22 protein-coding genes are annotated in these 24,455 nt (G+C 68.0%); 17 read left to right on the forward strand and 5 right to left on the reverse strand.

The genetic code is table 11. The features are described 5' to 3' along the window. Positions 1-21 precede the first annotated feature (21 nt). Positions 22-591: a hypothetical protein gene (locus AC1RR5_RS13965; RefSeq protein WP_492922243.1), complete on the forward strand. Its 570-nt coding sequence runs from the start codon at positions 22-24 to the stop codon at positions 589-591. Between the two features lie 3 nt (positions 592-594). Here AC1RR5_RS13965 and AC1RR5_RS13970 read toward each other — a convergent pair whose 3' ends face one another. Together AC1RR5_RS13970 and AC1RR5_RS13975 are read right to left on the reverse strand one after the other, a co-directional pair. Continuing rightward, positions 595-1,155, reverse strand: a complete 561-nt coding sequence (locus tag AC1RR5_RS13970) for a YbhB/YbcL family Raf kinase inhibitor-like protein (RefSeq protein WP_492922244.1) — start codon at positions 1,153-1,155, stop codon at positions 595-597. A 93-nt stretch (positions 1,156-1,248) separates the two neighbouring features. Continuing rightward, the gene (locus AC1RR5_RS13975) at positions 1,249-1,869 is read right to left on the reverse strand and encodes a TIGR02466 family protein (RefSeq protein WP_492922245.1); all 621 of its coding nucleotides are present in this window, start codon (positions 1,867-1,869) and stop codon (positions 1,249-1,251) included. On the opposite strand from AC1RR5_RS13975, the gene AC1RR5_RS13980 reads away from it, so the two are divergent. The 10 genes from AC1RR5_RS13980 to AC1RR5_RS14025 all read left to right on the forward strand — a co-directional run bounded on the left by AC1RR5_RS13980 (position 1,868) and on the right by AC1RR5_RS14025 (position 13,916). Then, positions 1,868-2,173, forward strand: coding sequence for an antitoxin (locus tag AC1RR5_RS13980; protein WP_492922650.1), 306 nt, complete (start codon positions 1,868-1,870; stop codon positions 2,171-2,173). The genes AC1RR5_RS13975 and AC1RR5_RS13980 overlap by 2 nt on opposite strands. Then, entirely contained in the window at positions 2,170-2,448 is a 279-nt protein-coding gene (locus AC1RR5_RS13985) for a type II toxin-antitoxin system RelE/ParE family toxin (RefSeq protein WP_492922246.1), read from the forward strand. Before AC1RR5_RS13980 ends, AC1RR5_RS13985 begins: the two co-directional genes overlap by 4 nt. A 29-nt stretch (positions 2,449-2,477) precedes the next feature. Beyond that, positions 2,478-4,382: an excinuclease ABC subunit UvrC gene (gene uvrC, locus AC1RR5_RS13990; protein WP_492922247.1), complete on the forward strand. Its 1,905-nt coding sequence runs from the start codon at positions 2,478-2,480 to the stop codon at positions 4,380-4,382. A 352-nt stretch (positions 4,383-4,734) separates the two neighbouring features. Then, positions 4,735-7,578 carry a TonB-dependent receptor gene (locus tag AC1RR5_RS13995; RefSeq protein ID WP_492922248.1) on the forward strand — a complete coding sequence of 948 codons (2,844 nt, stop codon included), beginning with the start codon at positions 4,735-4,737 and terminating at the stop codon, positions 7,576-7,578. A gap of 17 nt (positions 7,579-7,595) precedes the next feature. Then, the gene (locus AC1RR5_RS14000) at positions 7,596-8,987 is read left to right on the forward strand and encodes a family 43 glycosylhydrolase (RefSeq protein WP_492922249.1); all 1,392 of its coding nucleotides are present in this window, start codon (positions 7,596-7,598) and stop codon (positions 8,985-8,987) included. A gap of 73 nt (positions 8,988-9,060) precedes the next feature. Beyond that, positions 9,061-10,854, forward strand: a complete 1,794-nt coding sequence (locus AC1RR5_RS14005) for a glycoside hydrolase family 9 protein (RefSeq protein ID WP_492922250.1) — start codon at positions 9,061-9,063, stop codon at positions 10,852-10,854. A 499-nt stretch (positions 10,855-11,353) separates the two neighbouring features. Continuing rightward, positions 11,354-11,722, forward strand: coding sequence for a response regulator (locus AC1RR5_RS14010; RefSeq protein WP_492922251.1), 369 nt, complete (start codon positions 11,354-11,356; stop codon positions 11,720-11,722). Then, positions 11,719-12,063: a response regulator gene (locus tag AC1RR5_RS14015; RefSeq protein ID WP_492922252.1), complete on the forward strand. Its 345-nt coding sequence runs from the start codon at positions 11,719-11,721 to the stop codon at positions 12,061-12,063. The genes AC1RR5_RS14010 and AC1RR5_RS14015 overlap by 4 nt, the downstream gene beginning before the upstream one ends. A gap of 75 nt (positions 12,064-12,138) precedes the next feature. Next, positions 12,139-13,251: an energy transducer TonB family protein gene (locus AC1RR5_RS14020; protein ID WP_492922253.1), complete on the forward strand. Its 1,113-nt coding sequence runs from the start codon at positions 12,139-12,141 to the stop codon at positions 13,249-13,251. A gap of 95 nt (positions 13,252-13,346) precedes the next feature. Next, entirely contained in the window at positions 13,347-13,916 is a 570-nt protein-coding gene (locus tag AC1RR5_RS14025) for a sigma-70 family RNA polymerase sigma factor (protein ID WP_492922254.1), read from the forward strand. Here AC1RR5_RS14025 and AC1RR5_RS14030 read toward each other — a convergent pair. Further along, positions 13,913-15,055 carry an aminotransferase class V-fold PLP-dependent enzyme gene (locus tag AC1RR5_RS14030; RefSeq protein WP_492922255.1) on the reverse strand — a complete coding sequence of 381 codons (1,143 nt, stop codon included), beginning with the start codon at positions 15,053-15,055 and terminating at the stop codon, positions 13,913-13,915. The genes AC1RR5_RS14025 and AC1RR5_RS14030 overlap by 4 nt on opposite strands. Next, on the reverse strand, positions 15,055-15,846 hold the full coding sequence (locus AC1RR5_RS14035; protein WP_492922256.1) for a tryptophan 2,3-dioxygenase: 792 nt from the start codon (positions 15,844-15,846) through the stop codon (positions 15,055-15,057). The genes AC1RR5_RS14030 and AC1RR5_RS14035 overlap by 1 nt, the downstream gene beginning before the upstream one ends. Positions 15,847-15,950: 104 nt before the next feature. On the opposite strand from AC1RR5_RS14035, the gene AC1RR5_RS14040 reads away from it, so the two are divergent. The 5 genes from AC1RR5_RS14040 to AC1RR5_RS14060 all read left to right on the forward strand — a co-directional run bounded on the left by AC1RR5_RS14040 (position 15,951) and on the right by AC1RR5_RS14060 (position 21,713). Continuing rightward, positions 15,951-16,409, forward strand: a complete 459-nt coding sequence (locus tag AC1RR5_RS14040) for an Lrp/AsnC family transcriptional regulator (protein ID WP_492922257.1) — start codon at positions 15,951-15,953, stop codon at positions 16,407-16,409. A 282-nt stretch (positions 16,410-16,691) separates the two neighbouring features. Beyond that, a complete protein-coding gene (locus AC1RR5_RS14045) occupies positions 16,692-19,355 on the forward strand; it encodes a TonB-dependent receptor plug domain-containing protein (protein WP_492922258.1) in 2,664 nt (887 codons plus the stop codon). A 188-nt stretch (positions 19,356-19,543) separates the two neighbouring features. After that, entirely contained in the window at positions 19,544-20,539 is a 996-nt protein-coding gene (locus AC1RR5_RS14050; RefSeq protein ID WP_492922259.1) for a glycosyltransferase family 2 protein, read from the forward strand. Beyond that, positions 20,536-20,997, forward strand: coding sequence for a GtrA family protein (locus AC1RR5_RS14055; RefSeq protein ID WP_492922260.1), 462 nt, complete (start codon positions 20,536-20,538; stop codon positions 20,995-20,997). Before AC1RR5_RS14050 ends, AC1RR5_RS14055 begins: the two co-directional genes overlap by 4 nt. Next, positions 20,985-21,713 (forward strand): class I SAM-dependent methyltransferase, encoded by a 729-nt coding sequence (locus tag AC1RR5_RS14060; protein ID WP_492922261.1) that lies wholly within the window; start codon positions 20,985-20,987, stop codon positions 21,711-21,713. Before AC1RR5_RS14055 ends, AC1RR5_RS14060 begins: the two co-directional genes overlap by 13 nt. Before the next feature lie 31 nt (positions 21,714-21,744). On the opposite strand, the gene AC1RR5_RS14065 is transcribed toward AC1RR5_RS14060, so the two are convergent. Further along, entirely contained in the window at positions 21,745-23,673 is a 1,929-nt protein-coding gene (locus AC1RR5_RS14065) for a hypothetical protein (RefSeq protein WP_492922262.1), read from the reverse strand. A gap of 191 nt (positions 23,674-23,864) precedes the next feature. Between AC1RR5_RS14065 and AC1RR5_RS14070 the strand changes: the two genes are divergently transcribed. Beyond that, complete coding sequence (locus AC1RR5_RS14070; RefSeq protein WP_492922263.1) at positions 23,865-24,404, forward strand: hypothetical protein; 540 nt, start codon at positions 23,865-23,867, stop codon at positions 24,402-24,404. Positions 24,405-24,455 lie beyond the last annotated feature (51 nt).

Raw genomic sequence — 24,455 nt, forward strand, 5'->3', positions numbered from 1 at the left:
CGCAACAAAGGGAGACGCCGTATGATCCGTCGCGCCGCGACCTTGGCCCTCGTCGCCTTGGCCTTTACCGCCTGCTCGCAACAGAAGACCGAGGACCAGCCCGCCGCCCCGGCCGCGCCCGACGAGGTGCGCACCCCGGCCGTGACGCCGGCCGCTCCGGCGCCGGTCACGGCCGCGCCGAACGATGGCGCGCCAAATGGGGGCACGGTCGGCGGCGACGGCTCGCAGATCCAGCTGTCGGGCCTGACCCGCCCCGACTTCGAGGCCAATGACCTGAAGGGCGAACTGGGCTGCAGCTTCAACAGCGGCGCCGATCAACTGCTCTACGCGACGGGTTTCGTGGCCTCCAAGGACGCCGCCCAAGGCTTGGTCAAGGTCGGGTCCTATGTCGAGCGCATCGTCACGCCTGGCGGCTACGACGCCATGGTCAACGGCGCGACCTTCAGCGGCCAGGGCAAGACCATCAAGATCGCCATCACCGGTAAGGCGACCGGAGGCGGCGAGTCCCCGGCCTACCCCGCCACCCTGAGCTACAACCGCGCCGACGGCGCCAAGCGGGTCATCGAGGGAACCTGGACCTGCGGTCCGTAGACCCTACTGCGTTTCCGGCGCCTCGTAGGTCGCCACCAGCAGGCCGTCGGCCAGGGTGTCGCCCTTCAGGGCGCTGACCAGGGTCTCGAGCGGCACGTTGGGCCCGAAGGTCAGCCGCTCGGCCAGGGCGAAGATCTGGAAGTGATAGCGGTGCAGGCCGTGTCCCGGCGGCGGGCGCGGCCCGTACCAGCCGATCTTGCCCGCGCCGTTAACGCCTTGGGTGGCGTCGCCGATCAGGCCCAGGCTGGCCTCGTTCGGCAGGCCCTCGGGCAGGCTGGTGGCCTCGGCGGGGATGTTCCAGATCAGCCAATGCACGAACGGATGCTCGCGCGGGGCGTCGGGATCCTCGACCACGATGGCGTAGGCGGCCACGTGCTCCACCGGCGTCCACACCAGCGGCGGCGAGCGGTTCTCGTGATAGGCCGAGTGGCGGTCCTCCAGCCGGCCGTCCCGATCGAGCGAGGGCGTCGTCAGGACGATACCGCCCTGACCGAACGGCTGGACCTTCTGGATGACGAGGGCGTCGCCGGAATGGTCTGGGGCATGATCTGGGGCTTGAGCCATGCAGGTCTCCTTCGAGACCTGAACCCACGACCCTCCGGTCAAGTTTCCCAGCTTAACAAAAGGCGCTCAAGGCTCCGTTTGTCAGCCTCGACCTTAGCGCCAGGCGTAGTTGAAGCTGATGCTGATGCGCTGCTCGTCGGCCTGGTTCGGCGTCACCTCGTGGCGCAGCCAGCTCTCCCACAGCAGCACCGTGCCCGGCGAGGGCTGGACGTAGACGAATGGCTGCAGCCCCTCAGGCGCCTCGCCGTCGCGGGTGGGCGCGGCCATCATCATCGGCAGGCGCGGATCCTCGAACTTCAGGGCCGAGGCGCCCGGCGGGATGGTGACATAGACCGTGCCGGAGATGACGCTGTGGGGGTGGATGTGGCCGCTGTGCTGGCCGCCCGGCTCCAGGATGTTGATCCAGAAGCTGTCCATCACCAGCTTGCCCGCGCCCAGGTCGAAATGCAGGGCCTTGGCGAAGGCGGCCGCGTGTTTGTCGAGCTTCTTCTTCAGGTCCGCGAACAGGCTGTCGCGCTGCGGCAGGTCGTTCAGCGAGGCGTAGGAGGTGTAGCCCAGATAGCCCTTGTTATAGGCCCAGGCCTGGCCGGCCTCGTCGTCTTCGGCGATGGCGATGCAGGCGTCGTGCAGCTCGTCGACAAAGGTCTCGAAATCCTTCTCGCCGGCGAGGGAGGCTTCATAGAGCGGGGTGACGAAGAGCGAGCGCGTGGTCATGGGCGGCGTCATAGCGCCGGAGCGCGTTGACGACAAACCGGGATTGGAACATCATGGGAACATGGCTGGTAATCTGCCCACCAAGATCGATCCGACGCTCGCTGGCAGCCTCCCAGAAAGCGACTTCGTGGAACGCCCCGGCTTCGAGGACAACGAAGCATATTGGGATGAGGTCCAGCGCATCGCGGACGAGACTGAACGCAACGGTGGCATCCCCTTGGAGGACGTCATCCGCTGGGTAGAGTCGTGGGACACGGAAAACGAACTCCCCCCGCCTGAACCCCGCCCAAGAAACGCTGGATGAGAACAGTCGAAATCTCGACGGCTGCCCGCCGAGACATCGATTATCTGCGCGCCTGGCTAGCGGCGCGCGCGCCAAGCGCCTCCAGACGCGCGGTACGAACGATCCTCACGGCTGCTGAGACTCTCGCCGAATTTCCCGAGCGTGGGCGCCTCATACGTGACAACCAGAGAGAGCTGATCGTTCGCTTCAGCTCGACCGGCTATGTGTTGCGATACGTCATCCATGCCGAGCGGGTCACATTGTCCCGCGTCTTCCACAGCCTCGAACGTCGCTGAACGTCCGGGACTCGCCTATATCTCCCTCCGTGACCGACACTACCTCCGATACCGACGCCTCGCCCCGCCTGATCGGCGCCGCCCTGATCAAGGACGAGGTCACGCGCCTGCCTGACGCGCCGGGCGTCTACCGCATGATCGGCGAGGCCGACGAGGTGCTGTACGTCGGCAAGGCCAAGAGCCTGAAGAAGCGCGTCGTGCAGTACGCCCAGGGCCGCTTCCACACCAACCGCATCGCCCACATGGTCGACGCCACGCGGTCGATGGAGTTCGTCACCACCCGCACCGAAGCCGACGCCCTGCTGCTCGAGATCAACCTGATCAAGCAGCTGAAACCGCGTTTCAACGTGCTGCTGCGCGACGACAAGAGCTTCCCCGAGATCGTCATCCGCCGCGACCACGACGCCCCGCAACTGCGCAAGCACCGCGGCGCCCACACGATCAAGGGCGACTATTTCGGGCCGTTCGCCAGCGCCTGGGCGGTGAACCGCACGCTGAACACCCTGCAGAAGGCCTTCCTGCTCCGCTCGTGCAGCGACAGCGTCTACGACGCCCGCGACCGGCCCTGCATGCTGCACCAGATCAAGCGCTGCGCCGCCCCCTGCACCGGCCTGATCGGCAAGGACGACTATCAGGCGCTGGTCGACCAGGCCGAGGCTTTCCTAAGAGGGAAGTCCCGCGCGGTGATGAGCCAGATGGCCAAGGAGATGGAAGCCGCCGCCGAGGAGCTGGAGTTCGAACGCGCCGCCCGCCTGCGCGACCGCATCCGCGCCCTGTCGTCCGTCGCTCAAGAGACCCAGATCAATCCCGAGACCGTGGACGAGGCCGACGTCGTGGCCCTGCACGTCGAGGGCGGCCAGGCCTGTGTGCAGGTGTTCTTCTTCCGCGCCGGCCAGAACTGGGGCAACCGCGCCTACTTCCCGCGCGTCGCCGGGGCGGCCGACGAATCCGAGGACGAGACCTCGACCGAAGAGCAGCGGATCCTCACCGCGTTCCTCGGCCAATTCTACGACGACAAGCCGATCCCGCGCCTGATCCTGGCCAATCTGGAGCCGGCCGAGGCCAGCCTGCTCAGCGAGGCCTTCGCCGTGAAGAGCGGCCGCAAGGTCGAGATCGCCGTCCCCAAGCGCGGCGAGAAAGCCGATCTCGTCGGTCACGCCCTGACCAACGCCAAGGAGGCCCTGGGCCGCAAGATGGCCGAGGGCTCGGCCCAAACCAAGCTGCTGGCCGGGGTCTGCGAAGCCTTCAAGCTGGAGGCCCCGCCCGAGCGGATCGAGGTCTACGACAACAGTCACATCCAGGGCACCAATGCTGTCGGTGGGATGATCGTGGCCGGGCCGGAAGGCTTCATGAAAGGCCAGTACCGCAAGTTCAACATCAAGAGCACCGAGCTCACCCCCGGCGACGACTACGGCATGATGAAGGAGGTGCTGAAGCGCCGCTTCGCCCGCCTGGTGAAGGAAGAGGAGGAAGGCGACAGCGACAACCGCCCCGACCTCGTCCTGGTCGACGGCGGCAAGGGCCAGCTGGACGCGGCGCTAGAGATCATGGCCGACCTGGGTGTCGACGACATCGCCGTCGTCGGGGTTGCTAAAGGTCCTGACCGCGACGCCGGGTTGGAGCGCTTCTTCATCCCCGGCCAGACACCGTTCATGCTCGAGCCCAAGTCGCCGGTTTTGTATTACCTCCAACGCCTGCGCGACGAGGCTCACCGGTTCGCCATTGGCGCCCACCGCACGCGTCGGTCCATGGACCTGAAGAAGAACCCCCTCGACGAGATCGAAGGCGTCGGCCCGGGGCGGAAGAAAGCGTTGCTGCACGCGTTCGGGTCGGCCAAGGGCGTGGGTCGGGCGAGCGTCGAGGACCTGCTCAAGGTCGAGGGCGTCAGCCAGGCCCTGGCCGAACGGATCCACGGGTTCTTCCGGAAGAGCTAGACCAACGTGTCATCCCGGACGGCCGAAGGCCGATCCGGGATGACACCCTTTTGTATCCCCTGACAAATCCATTTCGAAGCACCGGAAACACCGCCGAAACGCCGGGTTTCCGTAGCGTTCGCGCGCCTTTACGGCGGCTTGCACGAGGCCAGACAACTGGTCAGGACAATTTGTCTGACTAGAAGGCTTTGCGTTGCGCGCGCTGTCATAGCTAGCGTTTGCACGCCTTTCCTCGACGCATGCCGCACATCGTCATCGCAAACCCTCTTGTCGAACCTCTTATTGTCCGACAATACTACAAATGAAGCCGCCGCGTAGACGGGGGCCATGGACTTCCAGGGAGGGAACACCAATGACCAATCGGTCCACGACTCCGCGCGCCTATCTGCTGCTGTCGGGCGCCACTGCCGCGCTGCTTCTGGGCGCCGCCACTACCGCGCAAGCTCAGGCCGCCAGCGACGCGCCCGTCGCCACCCGAGCCGCTGACAACGAGGTCGAGGAGGTCGTCGTGCGCGGCATCCGCGCCAGCCTGGAAAAGGGCCTGGCCGTGAAGCGCCAGTCGTCGCAGGTCGTCGAATCCGTCGTGGCCGAGGACATCGGCAAGCTGCCCGACAACAACGTCGTCGACGCCCTGCAGCGGATCGCCGGGGTGCAGGTCACCAACCGCTCGGGCGGCGAGGCGACGGCCATCTCGATCCGCGGCCTGCCCGACATCACCACTACATGGAACGGCCGCAACGTCTTCACCGCCTCGGGCCGCCAGTTCGCCCTGCAGGACATCCCGGCCAACCTGGTCAAGCGCATCGACGTCTACAAGACCCGCGCCGCCGAGCAGATCGAGACCGGCATCGCCGGCCAGGTCGACGTCCAGACCCGCCGGCCGTTCGACTTCTCCGGCCCCGCCTTCTCGCTGGCCGCGCGCGGCATCTGGCACGAGCAGGCCGACAAGTTTAACCCCAACCTGAGCGCCCTGGTCAGCAACCGCTGGCAGACCAACGCCGGCGAGGTCGGGGCCCTGCTCAGCGTCAGCTACGCCCGCACCAAGTTCCGCGACCAGAGCGTCACGGCCGGGGCCCTGGTGCCGTTCATGACCGCCACGCCGGCCGCCGGCTGGACCCCGTTGGAACGCATCCAGCCCACCGACGGTCGCGCGCCCGGCCAGCAGCTGTGGATCCCGGGCAGCAACAGCGGCCTGCCCAGCAAGGCCGGCTCGACCCTGACCGTCAACGGCGTCGCCACGCCCTACCTGCTGGCCCGCGACGCGGTGTTCGCCAGCGACTTCTACGGCGACCGCAAGCGTCCCGCCGTCAACGCCGCGCTGCAGTGGGCGCCCAACGACCGCAGCGAATACACCTTCGAGTTCTTCTACGACGGCTACCGCAACACGACCTTCAACAGCCTGCTGTTCTCGTTCGTCGACTGGTGGGGCGCCCTGGGGCCGAACCCGGCCTCGACCTACACGCTGTATCCCGGCACGAACATCATCAAGACCCGCACCGCCGGCTCGGTCTACGGCTTCAACAGCGGCGACCTGACCAGCGCCAAGACCGACAGCTTCGTCTACGCCCTGAACGGCAAGTGGGAGGTCGGCGACCGCCTGCATCTGGCGGCCGACTTCTCGTACCAGGACAGCCAGTACAGCAGCCAGTTCCTGGCCATGCGCACCGACCGCGTCGCCAATTCGATCACGGTCGACTTCAATCCGGGCAACGGGGTGACGGCGTTCAAGTTCGACAACAACGCCCTGCTGACCGACGCCGCCCAGTGGAACGTCGCCCAGCTGTACGACAACGCCAACAAGAACGAGGGCGACGCCATCACCCTGTCGTTCGACGGGACCTATGACGCCGACTGGGGCGCGCTGAAGACGGTGAAGTTCGGCGGCCGCTACGACTTCCGCGGCGCCTCGGAATCCCAGCGCACCCAGGAAGGCTTCCTGGGTCGTCCGCTCAGCACGCTGGACAAGGGCCTGCAGTTCACCAATTCCGACTTCTTCGACGGCCGCGCCGCCGTGCCGACCTCGTGGGTGCTGGCCAACGGCTATTACCTGCGCGACCACGCCAGCGAGCTGCGCACCCTGTACAAGACGGTCAATCCGGCCTTCCGCACCACCGACCAGCTGCGCCTGTTCAAGAACTTCTCGATCGACGAGGCCACCACCGCCGCCTACGTCCAGGCCGATTTCGAGCAGGAGGTCTTCGGCCGTCCGCTGAAGGCCCAGGCCGGCGTGCGGTATGTCAGCGTCGACACCGACATGGCCTTCAACGACCAGCTGACCGGCGCGCGCAAGCTGGACTCCACCAAGGTCACCGACCTGCTGCCCAGCGTCACCGTCCGCTATGACCTGACCGACGATTTCACGCTGCGCTTCAACTACGGCAAGACCCTGCGCCGGCCGAACTTCACGGACCTGAACCCGAACTACAACCTGACCGGCGACCTGACGAACGTCGGTTACGGCCAGGGCTCAGGCGGCAATCCGGACCTGGAAGCCACCCGCGCCACCAATTTCGACCTGACCGCCGAGTGGTATTTCGCGCCCGGCAGCGCGCTCTACGCCACCGCCTTCCGCCGCGAGATCGACGGGCTGGTCGTGTCGCTGCGCCGCCGCCAGACCATCGCCAACAGCGGCCAGAACACCAACTCATTCGTGATCAGCCAACCGGTCAACGCCTCGGACGGCGTGCTGAAGGGCGTCGAGGTCGGCCTCGTCTACTTCCCCGACTACCTGCCCGGCGTGCTCAAGGGCCTGGGCGTGCAGGCCAGCCTGACCAAGCTGAGCTCGTCGCAGAACGTGCCGTCCACCGACGCCTCGGGGGCCATCACCGGCCAGCAACGCACCGACTTCTTCGGCGTGTCGGACTTCTCGTACAACGTCACCCTGGCCTATGAACGCGGCAAGATCGGCGCGCGCCTGTCGTACGTGTGGCGCGACGACTTCCTGGCCAATAACGAGGCCGCCCTGTTCGCAAACCCGATCGGCATCTGGCGCAAGCCGGAAAAGAGCCTGGACTTCCAGCTGAACTACCAGGTGCGCGACAACCTGTCGGTCAGCTTCGACGCCGTGAACCTGACCGACGAGATCGCCCAGTCGTACTATGCCTTCGGCGACGCGGGCGGTCCGGCGACCGACAATTTCGGCTCGACCATCCTCAGCCGCACCTTCGCGGTCGGCCTGCGGTATTCGTTCAACTAAGCGGGGAGAGCCAGAGCATGACGTTCGATATCAAGCGCCGGACGATGCTGGCCGGCGCCGGCGCTCTCGCGGTAGCCGGCCCCGCCGCCGCCCGCATCTCCCCGGTCACCCCGTCGAACCCGCTGGTGCGCCAGCGGGCCGACGCCCTGATCTTCAAGCACCACGACGGCCTGTACTACATGACCGCCTCGGTGCCGGAGTACGACCGCCTGGTCATCCGCCGCGCGCCCACTCTTGCCGGGCTCTCCACGGCCAAGGAGACGGTGATCTGGCGGCGGCCCAAGACCGGCAAGCTGGGCGGCTATATCTGGGCGCCCGAGCTGCACGAGATCGACGGCCGCTGGCACATGTATTTCGCGGCCGGCGACTCCGGCGAGCCGTTCCACATCCGCACCTATGTGCTGCGTTGCCTGGACAAGGACCCGATGACCGGCCGCTGGGAGGCCGTCGGCCAGTTCCAGACGCCGTGGGACACCTTCACGCTGGACTCCACGGTCTTCAGCCACAAGGGCGTGCGTTACATCCTGTGGGCCCAGGCCGAGCCGGGCATCAAGACCAACAGCAACCTCTATCTGGCGCCCTTGAAGACGGCCAATACCCTGGCCCGGCCGCCCGCGCGCCTGACCGTGCCGACGCTGGACTGGGAGATCCGCGGCTTCAAGGTCGCCGAGGGCCCCGCCCCGCTGCATCGCAACGGCAAGCTGTTCATCAGTTACTCGGCCAGCGCCACCGACGATCGCTACTGCCTGGGCCTCTTGAGCGCCGACGAAGACGCCGACCTGATGTCGCCGGAGGTGTGGAGTAAGTCGCCCGAGCCGGTGTTCAAGACCTGCGAGGAGACGGGGATCTGGGGGCCGGGCCACAACTCGTTCACCGTCGACGAGCAGGGCCGCGACGTCCTCGTCTATCACGGCCGCGACTACAAGGAGATCAAGGGCGATCCCCTGTTCGACCCCAACCGCCACACGCGGGTGCAGCGGCTGTACTACAAGCCGGATGGTACGCCCGACTTCGGCGTGCCGGTGGGCGCGGGCGAGGTTCCGGACCGCTTCGCCCCGCTGGACCGGGCGGGCAGTTTCCTGCGCCATGACGGCGACCGGCTGGTGGTGGGCGCGGGCCCGCTGCCGACCACCCAGTTCCGACAGAAGCCGGGGCTGGCGGGCGCGGGGACGGTGTCGCTGGAGCCGATCCTCAAGCCGGGCCACGTGCTGGCCGTCGGGGCCAATGGCGCGGTCGAGATCGTCAAGGCCGGCGGCGATCCCAAGCGCGCCAGCTTCAAGCGCGGCGTCGGCCTGGCCGGCAAGGGCGTGTCGTTCGCGGCGCTGGGCGGCGGGCATCTGCGGCATCGCGACGGCGTGGTGGTCGTGGGCGGCGGTGACGCCGGCGCGGCGACGTTCGCGGTGACCTGAGCCGCACTCTCCACCGGAGATTGTCTCCACCAGGCCCGCACGCTAGCGTCTCGCCAACCATACGGGAGGCGGCATGTCGAAGGCTCGCAAGGGGATCACCCGCCGTCAGGCGGCCGGCGGCGCGATCGGCCTGCTGGCGGCGGCCCAGGCCGGCTGCGCTCACGCCGCGCCCGCCACGCCAGGGCCGAAGCTGAACCAGGTGGGCTATGCTCCCAGCGCGGCCAAGCGGTTCGTGCTGACCGTCGCGCCCGGCGATACGGCCGCCCGCGCCTTCACGGTCGAAACCCTGACGGGCAAGCCCGTCTTCACCGGCAAGCTGGACGACAAGGTCCACGACCTGACCGTCACCGCCGGCGAGCATGTGCGGACGGGCGACTTCTCGGCCCTGACCACGCCGGGTCGTTATCGCGTGAAGGTGGGCGATGCGGCCTCCGTCCCGTTCGGCGTGGCCGAGGGCCTGTACGGACCGCTGATCCGCGACGCCGCCCGCGCCTTCTTCCTGATCCGCGCCGGCGTGGCGATCGACGATCCGGTGACCGGGATCCGCCACGCCGCGGGCCATCGCGACGAGGCCGCCCTGATCGTCGACGGCCAGACCCGCGACCTGACCGGCGGCTGGTACAACGCCGGCGACTTCGGCAAGTGGACCCACATGGCGGCGATCAGCGTCAGCCAGATGATGTGGCTGCACGACCTGCGCCCCGCCAAGGCTGGCGCACTGAAGCTGGGGATCACGCCCCTCTATCCCGACCTCCCCGACCTGCTGCAGCAGGCCCGCTGGGGGCTGGAATGGCTGCTGAAGATGCAGAACCCCGACGGCTCGGTGCTGCACAAGGTCGACTCCGGCCCCAATGTCTATGCCTGGGGCCAGCCGCCCGAGCGCGATCCGCATCCGCGCGCGGTCCAGGCGGGCGGCAGCCTGGACGCGGGCGTGTTCGTCGGCGCGACCCTGCAGGCGGCCCGGGTGTTCGCCGCGCTCGACCCCGCTTTCGCCGCGCGGTGCCGCGCCGCCGCCCAGCGCGCCTGGACCTGGCTGGAGGCCAACCCCAAGGTCCTGCGCGACGACGTCAACTACGCCGATCCCGACCCTCGCCAGGAGATCCTGTGGGCGACCTGCGAGATGGCGGCGGCCACGGGCGACCCGTCGCTGGGCGTGCGGGCGGCGGAGACCCTGAAGACGATCGGCGTCTTCCCGTTCTTCTGGCCCTCGCCCCAGGTGCTCGGCGCGATGAGCCTGGCGCGGAGCGCCAACGCCGCCGCCGCCACGGCCCGCGCGGCCATCGTCGAGACGGCCAAGGCTCTCGCGCCCGACGTCGCGGCCGATCCCTACGGCTTCACGCTGCGGCCTGAAGCCTACAGCTGGGGCTCGGTGGAGGTGGCGCTCAACACCGCCGTCATCTGCCTGTTCGCCGCCGAGCTGGGCGAAACCTCAGCCCGTGGCGCCGCCCAGCGCCTGCTGGACTACGTGCTGGGCTGCAACGCCCTGGACCACAGCTTCGTCACCGGCCACGGCGAGCGCGCCACGCGGCGGCCCTATCACTGGACCTGCCGGGTCTGGGGGATCGTCATGCCCGGCTGGGCCAGCGGCGGCCCCAACGGCGGCGCGCCGGGCGCCGATCCGCGCCTGAAGGTCCTGATCGACGCCAAGACCCCGCCGGCCAAGTGCTTCGTCGACGCCTGCGAGAACGACGGCTCCTGGGCCTCCAACGAAGGCCAGACCAGCGAGAACGCGGCGCTGCTGCTGGCGACGGGGCTGCTGGGCTTCGGCGCGGTCGTCGACCCGCCCAGCAAGCACGCGATCGAGGCGCCCGAGCCGGTGAAGGGGTCGCCGGAGAACGATGAGCTGCCGCTGCCGGCGCGCTTCTGAACCGACATCAGCCCCCATAGCGGAAGTGCGCACCAGGCAGGCATACTGCCGCAATGCACGTCTCTACCTCCGGCTACGTCTACATCGCGACCGGCGCGGGATGCGACAGCTCCTATGTGGGGGTCTCGGCGTCGCTCCTCGATATGGAGTGGATCGTCAAGTATAGCGTGGACGATCTGGTCTGGTTTGAAGGCTACTCGGACATTGCGCTTGCCCGAGCGCGTGCCGACCAACTGGGCGCCATGTCGGAAGATCAGCGACGAAGCGTGATCCAGAACGGTAATCCTGCTCAAGTCGATCTGTCCCCCGCATCTGGGGCAGCGACGAGGAGGCGTTGCGTCTGCTCCCCCTTCTCGAACGCCGCAAGGGTCCGTTTACCTGCCTCCAAAAGTGCAACAGCGCCCAAAGCCAAACATTAACCAGTATTTACAAGAAATTAATTCTACGAAACCTGAAACCACACAGCACTTCACACATTTCATTGCTCAGGAGGATGAGCATGGAACAGATTTCGGTGCTCCTGGTCGAAGACAACGCCGCCCTGCGGGCGATGAGTCAGGCCATGCTCGCGGCGGCGGGATACCGGGTGCGGGTCGCCGCCGACGCCAATGAGGCGCTGAGCCGGCTGGGCCGCGAGCCGCTGGCGGCGCTCGTCACCGACATCAACCTGGGCGCGGGGGCCGATGGCTTCGACCTGGCCCGGATGGCGCGGGTGGGCAATCCCGACCTGCCGGTGGTCTATGTCTCGGCCCGCTGCGCCCATCGCTTCCCGAGTGACGGCGTCAGCCGCTCGGAGTTCGTCGCCAAGCCGATCGCGCCGTGGGAACTGCTCCAGGCCCTGGGCCGCGCCCTGGAGACCCGGCCATGAGCGCGTCCGTGGTGCTGGTCGTCGAGGACGAGCCGCTGGTGCGGATGAGCGCGGCCGAAGCCCTGCGTGACGAGGGCTTCACCGTCTACGAGGCCGCCGACGCCAGCGAGGCCCTGGACCTGTTCGAGGACCACCAGGAGGTCGGCGTCGTCTTCACCGACATCGACATGCCCGGCATGAGCGGCCTGGAGCTGGCCGACGAGATCCACCGCCGGCGCCCCGCCGTGCGCTGCCTGCTGACCTCGGGCCGGCCGCGCCGCCTGCCGGCCGGCGATCCGTTCCTGCCAAAGCCCTACAGCCTGGGCCGCCTGGGCGCGGCGATCAGGCAGCAAGCGGCCTAAAACCTTCACTTGACCTAACAGCGCTCCGCGAGGACAAATTCTCAACCTTAGATCGCGAGAGTTGCAATGCGCGGCATGTTGCTTCTAGCCCTGGCCGTCCTGACGCCCGCCGTGGCGCACGCCGACCGCATCGCCCGGCCCACGCCCCCGCCCGTCATCACCGTCAAGGAAAAGGCCCAGCCGCAGCTGATCGCCTTCGCCCCGACGCCTGCGACCTTCGCCTGCGCCACAGGCCAGGCCCGGCTGGTCGCCGGCGCGCCGCTGCTGCCCCGGACGCAGAACAGCTGGAAGACGGTCGTTGCCGAGAGCCCCTCGCCCGTGCCCGAGCGCTACGCCTTCGGGGTGGACGCCGACGGCCGGGTGATCGACCTCAAGCGCGAAGGCGCCTGGTCGCCCGACACCCAGGCCGCCGTCATCGCCAGCTGGCGCTTCGCCCCCGGCGCGCCGGCCTCGGACTGCAAGTTCGACGTCGCCGCCACCGTCACGCCGCTGGCGGCCGCCTCGCCGGCCCGGCTGATGCAGGCGATGATCGCCGAGGGTCGCAACGCCCGGCCCGCGCTGCGCCAGGCCCTGGACGGCCTGGGCGACTGCGCCCGCGCCCCGCGCCGCCGGCCCGACACCATCGCCTATCCCGACCTGCGCAGCTTCGGCGACCGCACCGTCGATCCGGCCTGGGCGGGCCTGACCTACGACATCGACGAGGGCGGCGCGGTGCGCAACGTCAAGATCGTCACCCAACACGGCGAGCAGGCCTTCGCCGACACCGCCGCCTCGTCGGTGGCCGAGAGCCGCTTCCAGCCGGGCTCGCCGCGCAAGGGCTGCCACGCCGTGTTCAAGGCCCGGCCCGAGATCTCGCCCGCCACGGCCCGGCCCGACATGGCCAGCTTCGAGCGCCCCGGCGACGCCTGCCCGCTGAAGCAGGTGGCCCTGCCCGACGCCAAGCCCTATCCGCCGGCCTATGCCAACCGCCGCGTCGGCGGTTGGGCGATCGTGCGGTTCGACGTCACCCCGGCCGGCCAGATCGGCCCGGTGCAGGTGCTGGCCTCGCAGCCCACCCCGGCCTTCGGCGTGGCCGCCGCCACCCTGATGCAGGGCGTCAAGCCGGCGGGCGAGGCGGCTGGCTCGCGCGGCTGCGTGATGCCGATCATCTACGCCCTGCCGGCCATCGCCCGGGACCAGGGCGACTAAAGACTCGAAACGAGGACCTCATTTGGCCTCGGGGTGGAACCTTAGCTCTTCGGTACCGTTTTGAGCTTGAGTGTTTTATCCCGAAGGGGGCCGTGATGGACCATCAAGACCAAAAGACCTTCGAACGCGACCTGATCGCGCTGATCCCGCACCTGCGCGCCTTCGCCCGCTCGCTGTGCGGCAACGCCACCGCCGCCGACGACCTGGCGCAGGACGCCGTCGCCAAGGCCTGGGCCAGCCGCGGCAGCTTCACCATGGGCACCAACATGAAGGCCTGGACCTTCATGATCCTGCGCAACCAGTTCTATTCCGACAAGCGCCGCAGCTGGCGCTCGGTCGCCCTGGACCAGGAAACCGCCGAGCGGACCCTGGTGGCCAACACCAATTTCGACAGCGCCATCGCCCTGGACGACCTGCGTCAGGCCATGATGATGCTGCCGGAAAGCCAACGCGAAGCGCTGATCCTGATCGGCGCCGGCGGCTTCTCCTACGAGGAGGCGGCCGAGGTGATCGGCGTCGCCGTCGGCACCGTCAAGAGCCGAGTCAGCCGCGCCCGCGCCGACCTGCTGCAGATCTTCGAGACCGGCAACTACGAGCGTGACGGCCTGCCGGTGCACGAAGCCATGGGCTCGATGCTGAAGGCGCTGGAGCGTCTGGCGGCTTAAACCGTCAGCTCGGCGCACGCCGCGCAGAACGCCGTGAGGTCGGCCTCGTCGTGATAGACGGAGAGGCCGATCCGCAGCACGTCATCGCGGACATCGACCACCACGCCCTTATCAGCCAGCGCCTGTTTCCAGGCGCTGGCTTTTTCGTGCCGTAGCGCCAGGAACCGCGCCTGCGGGCCCTCGCCCGGCGGGTTCAGAACCACGGCGTCCTTCAACGGCTCGGCCGCCAGCAGCTTGCGCATCAACCCGCCCACATGCGCCGCGATCGCCGCCGTGGTCAGGCCTTCGGCCTCAAGCATCCGCCCGGCCGCCACGAAGCGGTACAGCCCCGACGGATCGAAGGTCGCGCCCATGAACCGCTGGGCGTCGGCGGTGTAGCCCACCCCGCCCGGCGGACCTTCCAGGTCGCCGAACTCGGCGTACCAGCCGGTCAGCACCGGGCGCGGGCCAAAGCCCGGCGGCGCATGCAGGAACGCCGCGCCCTCCCCGGCCATGGCGTATTTGTAGCCGCCGGCCAGGTAGAACACCCGGTCCGCCACCGCCGACAGGTCGGTCGGCACGGCCCGGAAGCCGTGATAGCCGTCGACCACCAGCCATGGCCCCTCAGGCTTGGACAGGCTCGCCAGCTCCCAGACCCGGTCGAACACGAAGCCGGTCTTGAAGAACACGTGGCTGACGAAGATCAGGTCGTACGCGCCCGTGCGCGCGGCGTTGATGAACCGCTCGGCGAAGTCGGGGCGTTCGCTCTCCACCAGGGTCAGCTCGATCTCGCCAGCCTCGACCCAGCGCTGGGCCTGGCGGCGGAACGAGTGGAACTCGCCGTCGGTGGATAGGATCCGCACCGGCTTGCGGCCCACGGCCGACTTCAGCACGGCCAGCAGGGTGTGGGTGTTGGGCGCGAAGACCACGGTGTCGGGCGACGGCAAGTTCAGCTCGCGCGCGACCAGGCTTTGTGCCGCTGGATGGACCTCGCCCAGCACCTTGTCCCACTTGTGGTCGGCCAGGACGACGGCGTCCTCCCAGGCCTGGACCTGAGCGGCCAGGGTGGCGTCGGGCCACAGGTGGTGGCTGTGGGCGGCCATGTGCAGCCGGCCCGGCACGGACAGCGCCTTGGAGAACAGGTCCTTGCGCGCGGTCATCAGAGCTTGCCCCGCAACGTCCACAGCTCCGGAAACGCCCGCCGGCGCAGGGTGCTGGCCAGGTAGCCGATCCCGTCGGTGCCGCCCGTCCCCGGCCGGCCGCCGATGATCCGCTCGACCGTCAGCACGTGCTTGTGGCGCCAGGTGACCAGGGCGTCGTCCAGGTCGACCAGCTTCTCTGCCAACTGGTACAGCTCCCAATAGCGCTGCGGATCACGATACACCTCCAGCCAGGCGGCCTCGACCGCTTCGGACGGGACATAGGTCTGGGTGAAGTCGCGGTGCAATGCATTATCCGGCACGGCCAAGCCGTGCCGAGGAAGTTGGGCGATGGCCACGTCGTACAGGCTGGGCGCGGACAGGGCGGCCTGCAGCAGGGCCAGGCCGCTGGAGCCCTCCTCCTGGAACTTCAGGAAGCTCTGGTCCTTCAGGCCCAGCATGTATTCCAAAGTGCGGAACTGGGCCGACTGGAAGCCCGAGCTGGTCCCCAGCGAGCCCCGGAAGCTCAGATAGTCGGCCGGCGTCATCGTCGCCAGGATGTCCCACGACAGGGTCATCACCGTCTGGATCCGCGACACCCGCGCCAGGGCCTTGTAGGCCGGCTCGACATCCCCCGCCGCGATCAGCCGCATGGCCAGGCCGACCTCGTGGATGATCTCCTTGAGCCACAACTCCTTGGTCTGGTGGATGACGATGAACAGCAGTTCGTCGTGCCGGTCGCTCTGCGGCTGTTGCGCCGCCAGCAGGGTGTCGAGCGCGAGATACCGCGCGTAGGTCATGTCTTGCGCCATGGAAGGACCCTATGCCGATCGCGACGGCACATTGTCCTCGTTTGCGCGCGGCAATGCCAGCGAGCTAGAACAATGTCCTGATCAAACCGTCTTCAGCAGCACGAATGTCCATCCTCAGCCGCATCGACCTGTCGATTCTCCGCATCCTGGAGGCCGACGCCCGCATCTCGTTCGCCGCCCTGGCCGAGCGCGTGGGTCTCTCGAAATCCCCTTGCTGGACCCGCGTCCAGGCGCTGGAGAAGCAGGGCGTCATCACCGGCTACCGCGCCCGCATCGACGCCAAGGCCGTCGGCAAGGGCCTGACCGTCTACGCCCTCGCCACCGTCGACTTCGCCCGCGCCGAGGCGTTCGAAGCGGCCGTGCTGCGGCACCCGTCGATCATCGAGTGCCACTCGACCGCCGGCGCCGGCGACTACCTGCTGCGGATCGTCGCCGCCGACGTCGCCGACCTGGACACCCTGCTGCGCAAGGAACTGAGCCAGCTGCCGGGGGTGCAGCGCTACACCACGACGGTGTGCATGAAGGCGATCAAGGAGGATGGGTTGTTGATGGCGGGGGGCTGAGCGCCGAGAGCGATCACCACGAACATTGCTACAATTACGATCACGGCCCTGCCTAAAAAGCATGGCGGGCGCCGCGCAATGCTGCAGCCCGAGCCTCAAAGACGGTCGTTACGCTCCCATGATGGCGGTGGCTATTGCGCATATTTCACGCCTGACGAACTGTTTCGGCAGCGCAAACACTGCAAGTAGCGCCTGTATTCGACCATCAGAATAAGAAAAGTTTCGTCTCTGGGAAGCGCCCTCGAAAATAAACAAACGCGCATAGCGCTACGAGGGGCATATATGACTAAGTTTTCAAGGGCTATTCTGCTTTCGGGGATCTCGACTCTTTCGATCGTCCTGGGATGCGCCAGCCTTGCCAACGCCGCCGGCCTGCAGACCCAGGCGAGCGAGACCGCGACCGAACTCGACTCCATCATCGTCGTAGGCACACGCAGAACCGACCGCTCGGTGGTGGACTCGCCGTCGCCGATCGATGTCTTCGGAGGGGAAGAACTCAGCCGCCAGCCGGCCGCCGACATGCTGGACGTGGTCAAGAACCTCGTCCCGTCGTTCTACGTCCCACAGAACACCATCTCCGACGCCTCGACCTTCGTGCGCGCCCCGTCGTTGCGCGGTCTGGGCGCCGACCAGGTGCTCGTGATGATCAACGGCAAACGCTATAACCGCTCAGCGCTGGTCCAGGTGGTCACGGGCGGCGACACCGCCCTGTCGCTGGGCGCGCAGGCCGTCGACCTGTCGATGATCCCGTCGATCGCCGTCAAGAACCTGCAGATCCTGCGCGACGGCGCCACCGCCCAATACGGTTCCGACGCCATCGGCGGCGTCATCAACTACGGCCTGCGCGACAGCGACAGCGGCTTCGAGGCCCAGGCGCGCTACGGCCAGACCTATAGCGGCGACGGCGAGAGCTATCAGTTCGCCGTCAACGCCGGCTTCAAGCTGTTCGACGCGGGCTTCGTCAATGTGTCGGGCGAGTATTTCGACGACGGCGAAACCAGCCGCGGCGCCACCCGGCCGATCGCGGCCGTCTTCGCGGCGGCCAACCCGTCGCTCGCGGGACAGCTGCCCAACTATCCCGGTCCGGCGCAGATCTGGGGTTCGTCGCCGACCAACGGCTACAAGCTGTTCCTCAACGCCGGCTACGACATCAGCAACAATACCACCCTCTACATGACGGCCAATGTCGGCCACCGCGAAGCCGATCAGAGCTTCAACTATCGCTCGCCCATCTCGGCGCCGACGCCGCTGGCGGTCAACAACGGCACCGGAACGCCCGCCACGGGCTCGCCGGGGCGCAACGGCGCCTTTGCCCCGATCTACCTGACGCCCTGCCCGACCGGCAACGCGACCTGCCCCACGGGCGGCTTCGTCAAGAACAGCAACACGTTCAGCTTCACGTCCGTCTATCCGGCGGGCTTCACCCCGCGCTTCCAGGGCGTGGTCGAACAGTTCTACGGCACGGCGGGCGCCCGAGGTAAGGCCGACAACGGCCTGACCTACGACCTCTCGGCCACCGTGGCGAAGAACTCGCTCGACCTGGCGATGACCAAGTCGCTCAACGCCTCCTTCGGTCCGACCAGCCAGAAGGAGTTCAAGTTCGGCAAGCTGATCCAGCGCGAAACCAACCTGAACCTCGATCTGACCTATCCGATCGAAGTCGGCTTCGCGAGCCCGATCACCCTGTCGGGCGGCGGCGAATATCGCCACGAGGAGTACGAAGCGACCGCGGGCGACCTGCAGTCCTACGCCGCGGGTCCCTACGCCGTGCAGCCGCTGTACGTGCAGGTCTCGCCCGGCGTCTACACCCGCTCGATCGTCAACGGCGCGCCCGAGACGGCGTCGCAGTCGCCCGGCGCCAGCGGCTATGGCGGCACCAGCCCGGCGTCGGCGAAGACGTCGACGCAGAGCAACTACGGCCTTTATCTCGGCGCCGAAGCCGACGTCACCGAGGCCTTCACGGTCGGCGTCGCCGGACGCTACGAGGACTACGACACCTTCGGCGACACCTTCGTGGGCAAGGTGAACAGCCTGTACCGGGTGTCCGACATGTTCTCGGTGCGCGGCACGGTCGGCACCGGCTTCCACGCGCCGTCTCCCGGGCAGAGCAATACCGAGATCCTGACGACCGCCTTCGCCCCTGGCGGCGAGCAGGTCCAGACCGGCACCTATCCGGTGACCAGCGCCATCGCGAAGTATTTCGGCGCCAAGACCCTGACCCCTGAAAAGTCCACCAACTACGGCGTCGGGTTCATCTTCAACCCGATCAGCAACCTCACCCTCACCGTCGATGGCTATCTGATCAAGGTGAAGGACCGCATCAGCATCACGAGCACGTTCGATGTCGTCGCGGCCGACATCGTCGCCCAGCCCGCGTTGGCCGCGGTCGGCGTCGGCGGCGCCGTGGCCTATTTCACCAATGGTTTCGACACCAAGACCAAGGGCATCGACGCCGTCGCCACCTATCGCACGCAGCTGGCGGACAACCCGCTGAGCCTCACGCTCGCCTACAGCTACAACAAGAGCACGGTCACCAAGTCCGACCCGGTGGCCATCGGCGCGGACCGGATCTACGACATCGAGAACATCACGCCGAAACACCGCGCCAACGCCTCGGCCAGCTACGAGGTCGGCGGCTTCCTGATCAACGCCCGCGGCAACTACTACAGCAGCTGGAGCACCAACCAGGACTATCCGGGCCAGAAGTTCGGCTCGAAGGTCACCGCCGATCTCGACGTGAGCTACACGGTCGCTGAGAAGTACACCCTCACCGTCGGGGCCAATAACCTGTTCGACGCCTATCCGGACAAGCTCAAGCCGACCACGGCCAACCCGATCTACGCCATCACCGGCAGCACGGCCGACGGTCAGATCTATCCGCGCTCGGGCGGCCCGTTCGGCATGAACGGCGGCTTCTGGTACGCGCGCCTGAAGGTGAAATACTAGAGCTCTTTCCGACCTGACCGAACCGGGTCATCGGACCTGGCCAGCGCCAGAATGACTGACAAGAAGCGCCGTCCGGCTCATTTCCGGACGGCGTTTTCGCGCGCCGCCGGCGGTGAGGCGCGGATTTACGGGGATTGAGGGGTGACGGCCCCCTCCCCCTCCGCGCGCAACCCCGCTAAACCAGCGCCATGGTTCAGTCTCCTGCGTCCCCCGCTGCACCCGTACCCGCCGTCGCCACGCGCTCCCGCGTCGGCAAGCGCCTCTCCATCGTCGCGCCGTGTTTCAACGAGCAGGAGGTGCTGGACCTGTTCTTCGAGCGGATCGAGGCCGAACTGGCCGCGCTGGGGGTCGATTACGAGATCGTCTGCGTCAATGACGGCAGCCGCGATCACACCCTGGCGGTGCTGCTGGCCCATCACCAGCGCAACCCGAGGATCAAGGTCATCAACCTGGCCCGCAACTTCGGCAAGGAGACCGCGATGTCGGCCGGGCTGGACGCGGCCAGCGGCGACATGGTGGTGCCGATCGACGTGGATCTGCAGGATCCGCCCGAGCTGATCGGCCAGTTCGTCGCGGCGTGGGAGAACGGGGCCGACGTGGCCTATGGCGTGCGGGTCGACCGCAGCGCCGACAGCCTGTTGAAACGCCTGACGGCCCAGGGCTTCTATCGCGCCTTCAACCGGATGTCGGACGTGGACCTCCCCTACAACGCCGGCGACTACCGGCTGATGGACCGGCGGGTGGTCGAGGTGCTGCGCCAGCTGCCCGAGCGCAACCGCTTCATGAAGGGCCTGTTCGCCTGGGTCGGCTTCCGGCAGGAGGCCATCCCCTATGCCCGGCCCGAGCGCGCGGCGGGGACCAGCTCGTTCCGCTACTGGAAGCTCTGGAACTTCGCCCTGGACGGCATCACCTCGTTCAGCACCGCGCCGATCCGGGTGTGGAGCTATGTGGGCCTGATCGCCGGCGTGCTGGCCGTGGGCATGGCGGGGCTGATCGTGCTGCGCACCCTGCTGTTCGGCACCGACGTGCGCGGCTACCCGTCGCTGATGGTGGTGATCCTGATGAGCTTTGGCCTGCAGATGCTGGCCATCGGCTCGCTGGGCGAATACGTGGCCCGCATCTATCAGGAGGTGAAGGGCCGGCCGCTGTACGTAGTCATGGACCGTTACGGGTTCGACCAATGACGGCCCTGCTGACGCCAGCGCGGCGGGAGCTGCTGGCCTCGGCCCTGCGCTACGGCTTGGCCGGGGTGGCCAACACCGCCGTCGGCCTGTCGGTGATCCTGGCCCTGGACGTGGGGCTGGGGCTGGACCCGCACCTGGCCAACGCCGCCGGCTATGCGGTGGGCGTCTGCGTCAGCTTCGTCCTGTCCAAGGTCTTCGTGTTCAAGGCGCGCCAGCACAAGCCGCGCGCGCCGCTGCGCTACGTCGTGGCCGTGGCGGTCGCCTTCGCCCTCAACCAGGGGGTCCTGAGCCTGGCGCACCTGCTGCTGCCGGCCGGTCGGGTCTTCGATGTCGCAGCCCAGGGCGCGGCCGTCGTCAGCTACACCGGCGCGCTGTTCCTGCTCAGCCACTTCTGGGTTTTCGCCCACCACTCGAAATCTGAACCGAATTCAGGCAAGGACGCCCCATGGACCGCCTGATCTACGACCGTATCCGCGAGCTTGAGACCGACCACTGGTGGTTCGTCGGCCGCCGCAAGGTGCTGCGCCGCCTGCTGGGCCGCATCGGCGCGCCGGCCGACGCGAAAATCCTGGAGGTCGGCTGCGGCGCGGGCGGCAATGTCCCGCTGCTGCGCGAGTTCGGCGCGGTGGCGGCGCTGGAGCCCGACGACGAGTCGCGCGCCTATGCTTCGGAGCGCCTGGGCCTGGTGATCGACACTGGCCTGCTGCCCGACGGCCTGCCCTATCAGCCCGAGAGCTTCGACCTGGTCTGCGCCTTCGACGTCGTGGAGCATGTCGATGACGACGCGGCCTCGGTGAAGGCCCTGGCGCGGCTGGTCAAGCCGGGCGGCGCGATGCTGACCACGGTGCCGGCCTATCAGTGGATGTGGAGCCACCACGATGTGCTGCACCACCACAAGCGCCGTTACCTGCTGCCGAAGTACCGGGCCCTGTTCGAGCAGGCCGGGCTGACGGTGGAGACGGCCACCTATTTCAACACCCTGCTGTTCCCGCTGGCCGCGGCCCAGCGCACGGTCAAGAAGCTGATCGGCGACAACAGCGCCGACGACACGATGCCGCCGAGCTGGCTTAACACGGCCCTGGCCAAGGTGTTCTCGCTGGAGGCCCCGCTGGCGGCCGGCGGCGGCCTGCCGTTCGGCCTGTCGATCGCGGTGATCGCCCGCAAGGCCGGCTAGCGCTTCCGCCAGCCGGCCTCTCAGGTCTCTCTTATCGCAGCGTCGGCGTCGGGATGATCCGCATCGCCTCCAGGCCCGCGCCCAGCAGGCGCGTGTCGGTGCCCAGGCCCAGCTCCAGCGGGGTCTTGGGATCCTTGATGTCGAAGGTCACCCGCACGGACTGACCCTTCAGCGCCTCGGGCGGCAGGGCCAGCAGGTAGTCGTGGCGGATGGCGTCCTGGCGGTTGAAGGTGAAGGTCTCGGGCGTACCGCCCGGCACCGAGACGGTGACGGTCCGGGTCGAGCCGTTCTCCGGCAGGAAGGCGAAGGCCGCCACCTGCACCGAGGCGCTGGCCAGGGTCCGCTGGGACGGCGAGATCGGCAGGTCGACGGTGGCGCGCTTGCCGTTGGACCAGACGCCGCCCAGCTCGGGGGCGCTCCAGCCTTCACGCAGATAGGGCACGCCCGCGCCGCCGGCCTTGAACATCAGCGACGGCGGTTCGACGCAGGCGCCGACCACCACCACGACCAGACCCAACGGCGCGCCCGAGCGGCAGCCGGGCTTGTCATAGGCGTCGCCGGCCAGGGTGACGATATAGGGCACGTCGCCCGGACGGTCGGGGCGGCCGTCATGCATCAGGCTCAGCACGTTGCCGCCGTGCGGCGACTTCAGCATGGCGATGGTGCCCATATAGGTGGTGATCGGCGGCATGTCCGAGGCCGAGAACATCACCCGTTCGCCTTCCAGCCCGCGCGTCAGCCGGACCTCGCGCACGTCGCGCAGCACGGCGTTGACCTTGGGCACGTCGAAGACGCTGGGGCGCAGGAACAAGCACAGCATGACGATCAGCTGGGCGACGAAGGCCGGAGCGGGTCCCATCGCGCGGACCCAGGCCGGCGGCTCGCTCATGGCGCCGCCACGCAGACCCAGCACTGTCACCGCCCACAGCGGCACGACGAAGGCCAGCAGGCTGAACACCCCGAAGCTGTGCTTCATCACCGCATAGGGCGAGCCGTCGTGGCGCAGCTCCCACATGGCGTATTGGGCCAGCATCGAGGCCGCCGCCGCCGCGCCGAACGAGGCCAGCAGCACGGCCGAGGCGGTCGGCTTCTCGTCGGCCTCGACGGCGCCGGGGGCGCGCGTCAGCTCGACCAGCAGCACCCAGGCCGACAGCAGCAGCAGCAGGACGGCGGCGGCGGCCACGCCTTCCAGGGGGATCTTCACGCCCAGGTTCAGGCTGCCGTTGTTGAGGGCCATCCAGCGCATGCGCCAGAAGAACGGGCTGCCGACCACGCCGCCCAGGATGGCGAACAGGCCGACCAGCCCGACCCAGTCGAAGCGGCGGGCGTGGATCAGGTCACGCAGCCAGGCCAGGCCCAGCATGGCCATGAACGCGCCGGCCAGCTTCAGGGTCGGCACCAGGTGGAAGCAGCCGGCCAGCAGCACCGCGGCGGTCGCATAGACCACGAACAGCGGCCGCGAGCGCAGCAGCAGCACGCCGCCGCCCACCAGGCTGAGCGCCGCGACAGCCTCGCCGACGATCTGCGGATAGAAGAAGTTGTCGATCAGCTCGCCCCCGAAGGCGGCGCGCACGACGACCACGTCGACCACCGCCAGAAAGGCGCACATGGCCATGAAGCCCAGCGACACCCGCCGCGCCTGGTCGAAAAGGGCGAGCCAGACGACGGCGGCCGAGGTCACCCCGACCAGCAGCAGCGAATTGATCTCGGGCCAGCCCAGGCTGGCGGCCAAGGCCGCCAGGCGATGGCTCAGCTTGGGATAGATGGCCATCTCGGCCATGAACTCGTGACCCTGCGGTGCGATGATGAACGCATGGCGCACCACCTCCATGACCTGCAGGTGGTAGGAGCTGTCGACCGACAGCGACAGCATGCGGTTCCACGACAGCAGCGCGCCGAGCAGCAGACACCAGAGCGTCGCCCCGACGCCCCAGACCCATTTCGCCTTGGTTCCGGTCATGATTTTTTCGATTCCGTCGCACCCACCGCGAGGGCGATTACTAGCAGCAAAGCTCGGAGGGGAAAGCCCATCCTCGGTTGAGCGGTAAAAGGGGCGGCCTTCCCTCGCGTGGCGGCGCTCGATAATTACGATTGTAATTAGTTTAGACTTGTAATCTCCTGCGTCCGACGCGGACCAGGGGAGACAACGTCATGGCGGTGCGGGATTACGGGACGCGCAAGGTGCGGCGCTCGTGGGTGGCCCTGGCGATCTCGACGGTCGCCGTGGCCGGCACGCTGTGGGCGATGATGTTCACCGGCTTCGACTTCGCCCAGTTCGAGCGCGACAACGCCCGCCTGCCCCCGCCCTCGGCCGAGCAGGTCGCCCGTTACCGGCCCCTGGCCCAGGCCGAATGGCGCATCGTCCACGCCAATCTGGAGACGCGCCTCGACCAGACCAACCCGCTGGAGCTTGGCGCGGTGTGGGCCACCCGCAAAGGCCAGATCTGCGGCATCGTCAACGGCCGCGGCAGCTTCGGCGGCCTGTCCAGCATGGTCCGCTTCTACACCGTCGACCGACGCCCGGTGTTCCACCAGGACGTCGACCACATCCCCTTCCAGCACGCCTGGTTCCAGTGCCGGCGGGACCAGTACGTGATGCTGCACGCGGGGACGAGCGAGCCGGGGTTCTGCGGGAGTGAGCTCGGGCGGCGGCGGTGCTTCAAGACGAAGAACGGCGTGCCCATGGGGTAGCCCCTTCTCCCCTTGCGGGAGAAGGTGTCGGCGAAGCCGACGGATGAGGGG

The organism is Caulobacter sp. GW821-FHT11E11, assembly GCF_058808315.1.

Excerpts from the sequence above, each read along its gene's own strand:
- AC1RR5_RS14010 (WP_492922251.1), top strand. The coding sequence starts at position 11,354 with ATGGAACAGATTTCGGTGCTCCTGGTCGAAGACAACGCCGCCCTGCGG.
- AC1RR5_RS14035 (WP_492922256.1), bottom strand. The coding sequence starts at position 15,846 with ATGGCGCAAGACATGACCTACGCGCGGTATCTCGCGCTCGACACCCTG.
- AC1RR5_RS14070 (WP_492922263.1), top strand. The coding sequence starts at position 23,865 with ATGGCGGTGCGGGATTACGGGACGCGCAAGGTGCGGCGCTCGTGGGTG.
- AC1RR5_RS13985 (WP_492922246.1), top strand. The coding sequence starts at position 2,170 with ATGAGAACAGTCGAAATCTCGACGGCTGCCCGCCGAGACATCGATTAT.
- AC1RR5_RS14005 (WP_492922250.1), top strand. The coding sequence starts at position 9,061 with ATGTCGAAGGCTCGCAAGGGGATCACCCGCCGTCAGGCGGCCGGCGGC.
- AC1RR5_RS13975 (WP_492922245.1), bottom strand. The coding sequence starts at position 1,869 with ATGACCACGCGCTCGCTCTTCGTCACCCCGCTCTATGAAGCCTCCCTC.
- AC1RR5_RS14065 (WP_492922262.1), bottom strand. The coding sequence starts at position 23,673 with ATGACCGGAACCAAGGCGAAATGGGTCTGGGGCGTCGGGGCGACGCTC.
- AC1RR5_RS13970 (WP_492922244.1), bottom strand. The coding sequence starts at position 1,155 with ATGGCTCAAGCCCCAGATCATGCCCCAGACCATTCCGGCGACGCCCTC.
- AC1RR5_RS14060 (WP_492922261.1), top strand. The coding sequence starts at position 20,985 with ATGGACCGCCTGATCTACGACCGTATCCGCGAGCTTGAGACCGACCAC.
- AC1RR5_RS13995 (WP_492922248.1), top strand. The coding sequence starts at position 4,735 with ATGACCAATCGGTCCACGACTCCGCGCGCCTATCTGCTGCTGTCGGGC.
- AC1RR5_RS14015 (WP_492922252.1), top strand. The coding sequence starts at position 11,719 with ATGAGCGCGTCCGTGGTGCTGGTCGTCGAGGACGAGCCGCTGGTGCGG.
- AC1RR5_RS14025 (WP_492922254.1), top strand. The coding sequence starts at position 13,347 with ATGGACCATCAAGACCAAAAGACCTTCGAACGCGACCTGATCGCGCTG.
- AC1RR5_RS14020 (WP_492922253.1), top strand. The coding sequence starts at position 12,139 with ATGTTGCTTCTAGCCCTGGCCGTCCTGACGCCCGCCGTGGCGCACGCC.
- AC1RR5_RS14030 (WP_492922255.1), bottom strand. The coding sequence starts at position 15,055 with ATGACCGCGCGCAAGGACCTGTTCTCCAAGGCGCTGTCCGTGCCGGGC.
- AC1RR5_RS14050 (WP_492922259.1), top strand. The coding sequence starts at position 19,544 with ATGGTTCAGTCTCCTGCGTCCCCCGCTGCACCCGTACCCGCCGTCGCC.
- AC1RR5_RS14000 (WP_492922249.1), top strand. The coding sequence starts at position 7,596 with ATGACGTTCGATATCAAGCGCCGGACGATGCTGGCCGGCGCCGGCGCT.
- AC1RR5_RS13980 (WP_492922650.1), top strand. The coding sequence starts at position 1,868 with ATGGGCGGCGTCATAGCGCCGGAGCGCGTTGACGACAAACCGGGATTG.
- AC1RR5_RS14040 (WP_492922257.1), top strand. The coding sequence starts at position 15,951 with ATGTCCATCCTCAGCCGCATCGACCTGTCGATTCTCCGCATCCTGGAG.
- AC1RR5_RS14045 (WP_492922258.1), top strand. The coding sequence starts at position 16,692 with ATGACTAAGTTTTCAAGGGCTATTCTGCTTTCGGGGATCTCGACTCTT.
- AC1RR5_RS14055 (WP_492922260.1), top strand. The coding sequence starts at position 20,536 with ATGACGGCCCTGCTGACGCCAGCGCGGCGGGAGCTGCTGGCCTCGGCC.
- AC1RR5_RS13965 (WP_492922243.1), top strand. The coding sequence starts at position 22 with ATGATCCGTCGCGCCGCGACCTTGGCCCTCGTCGCCTTGGCCTTTACC.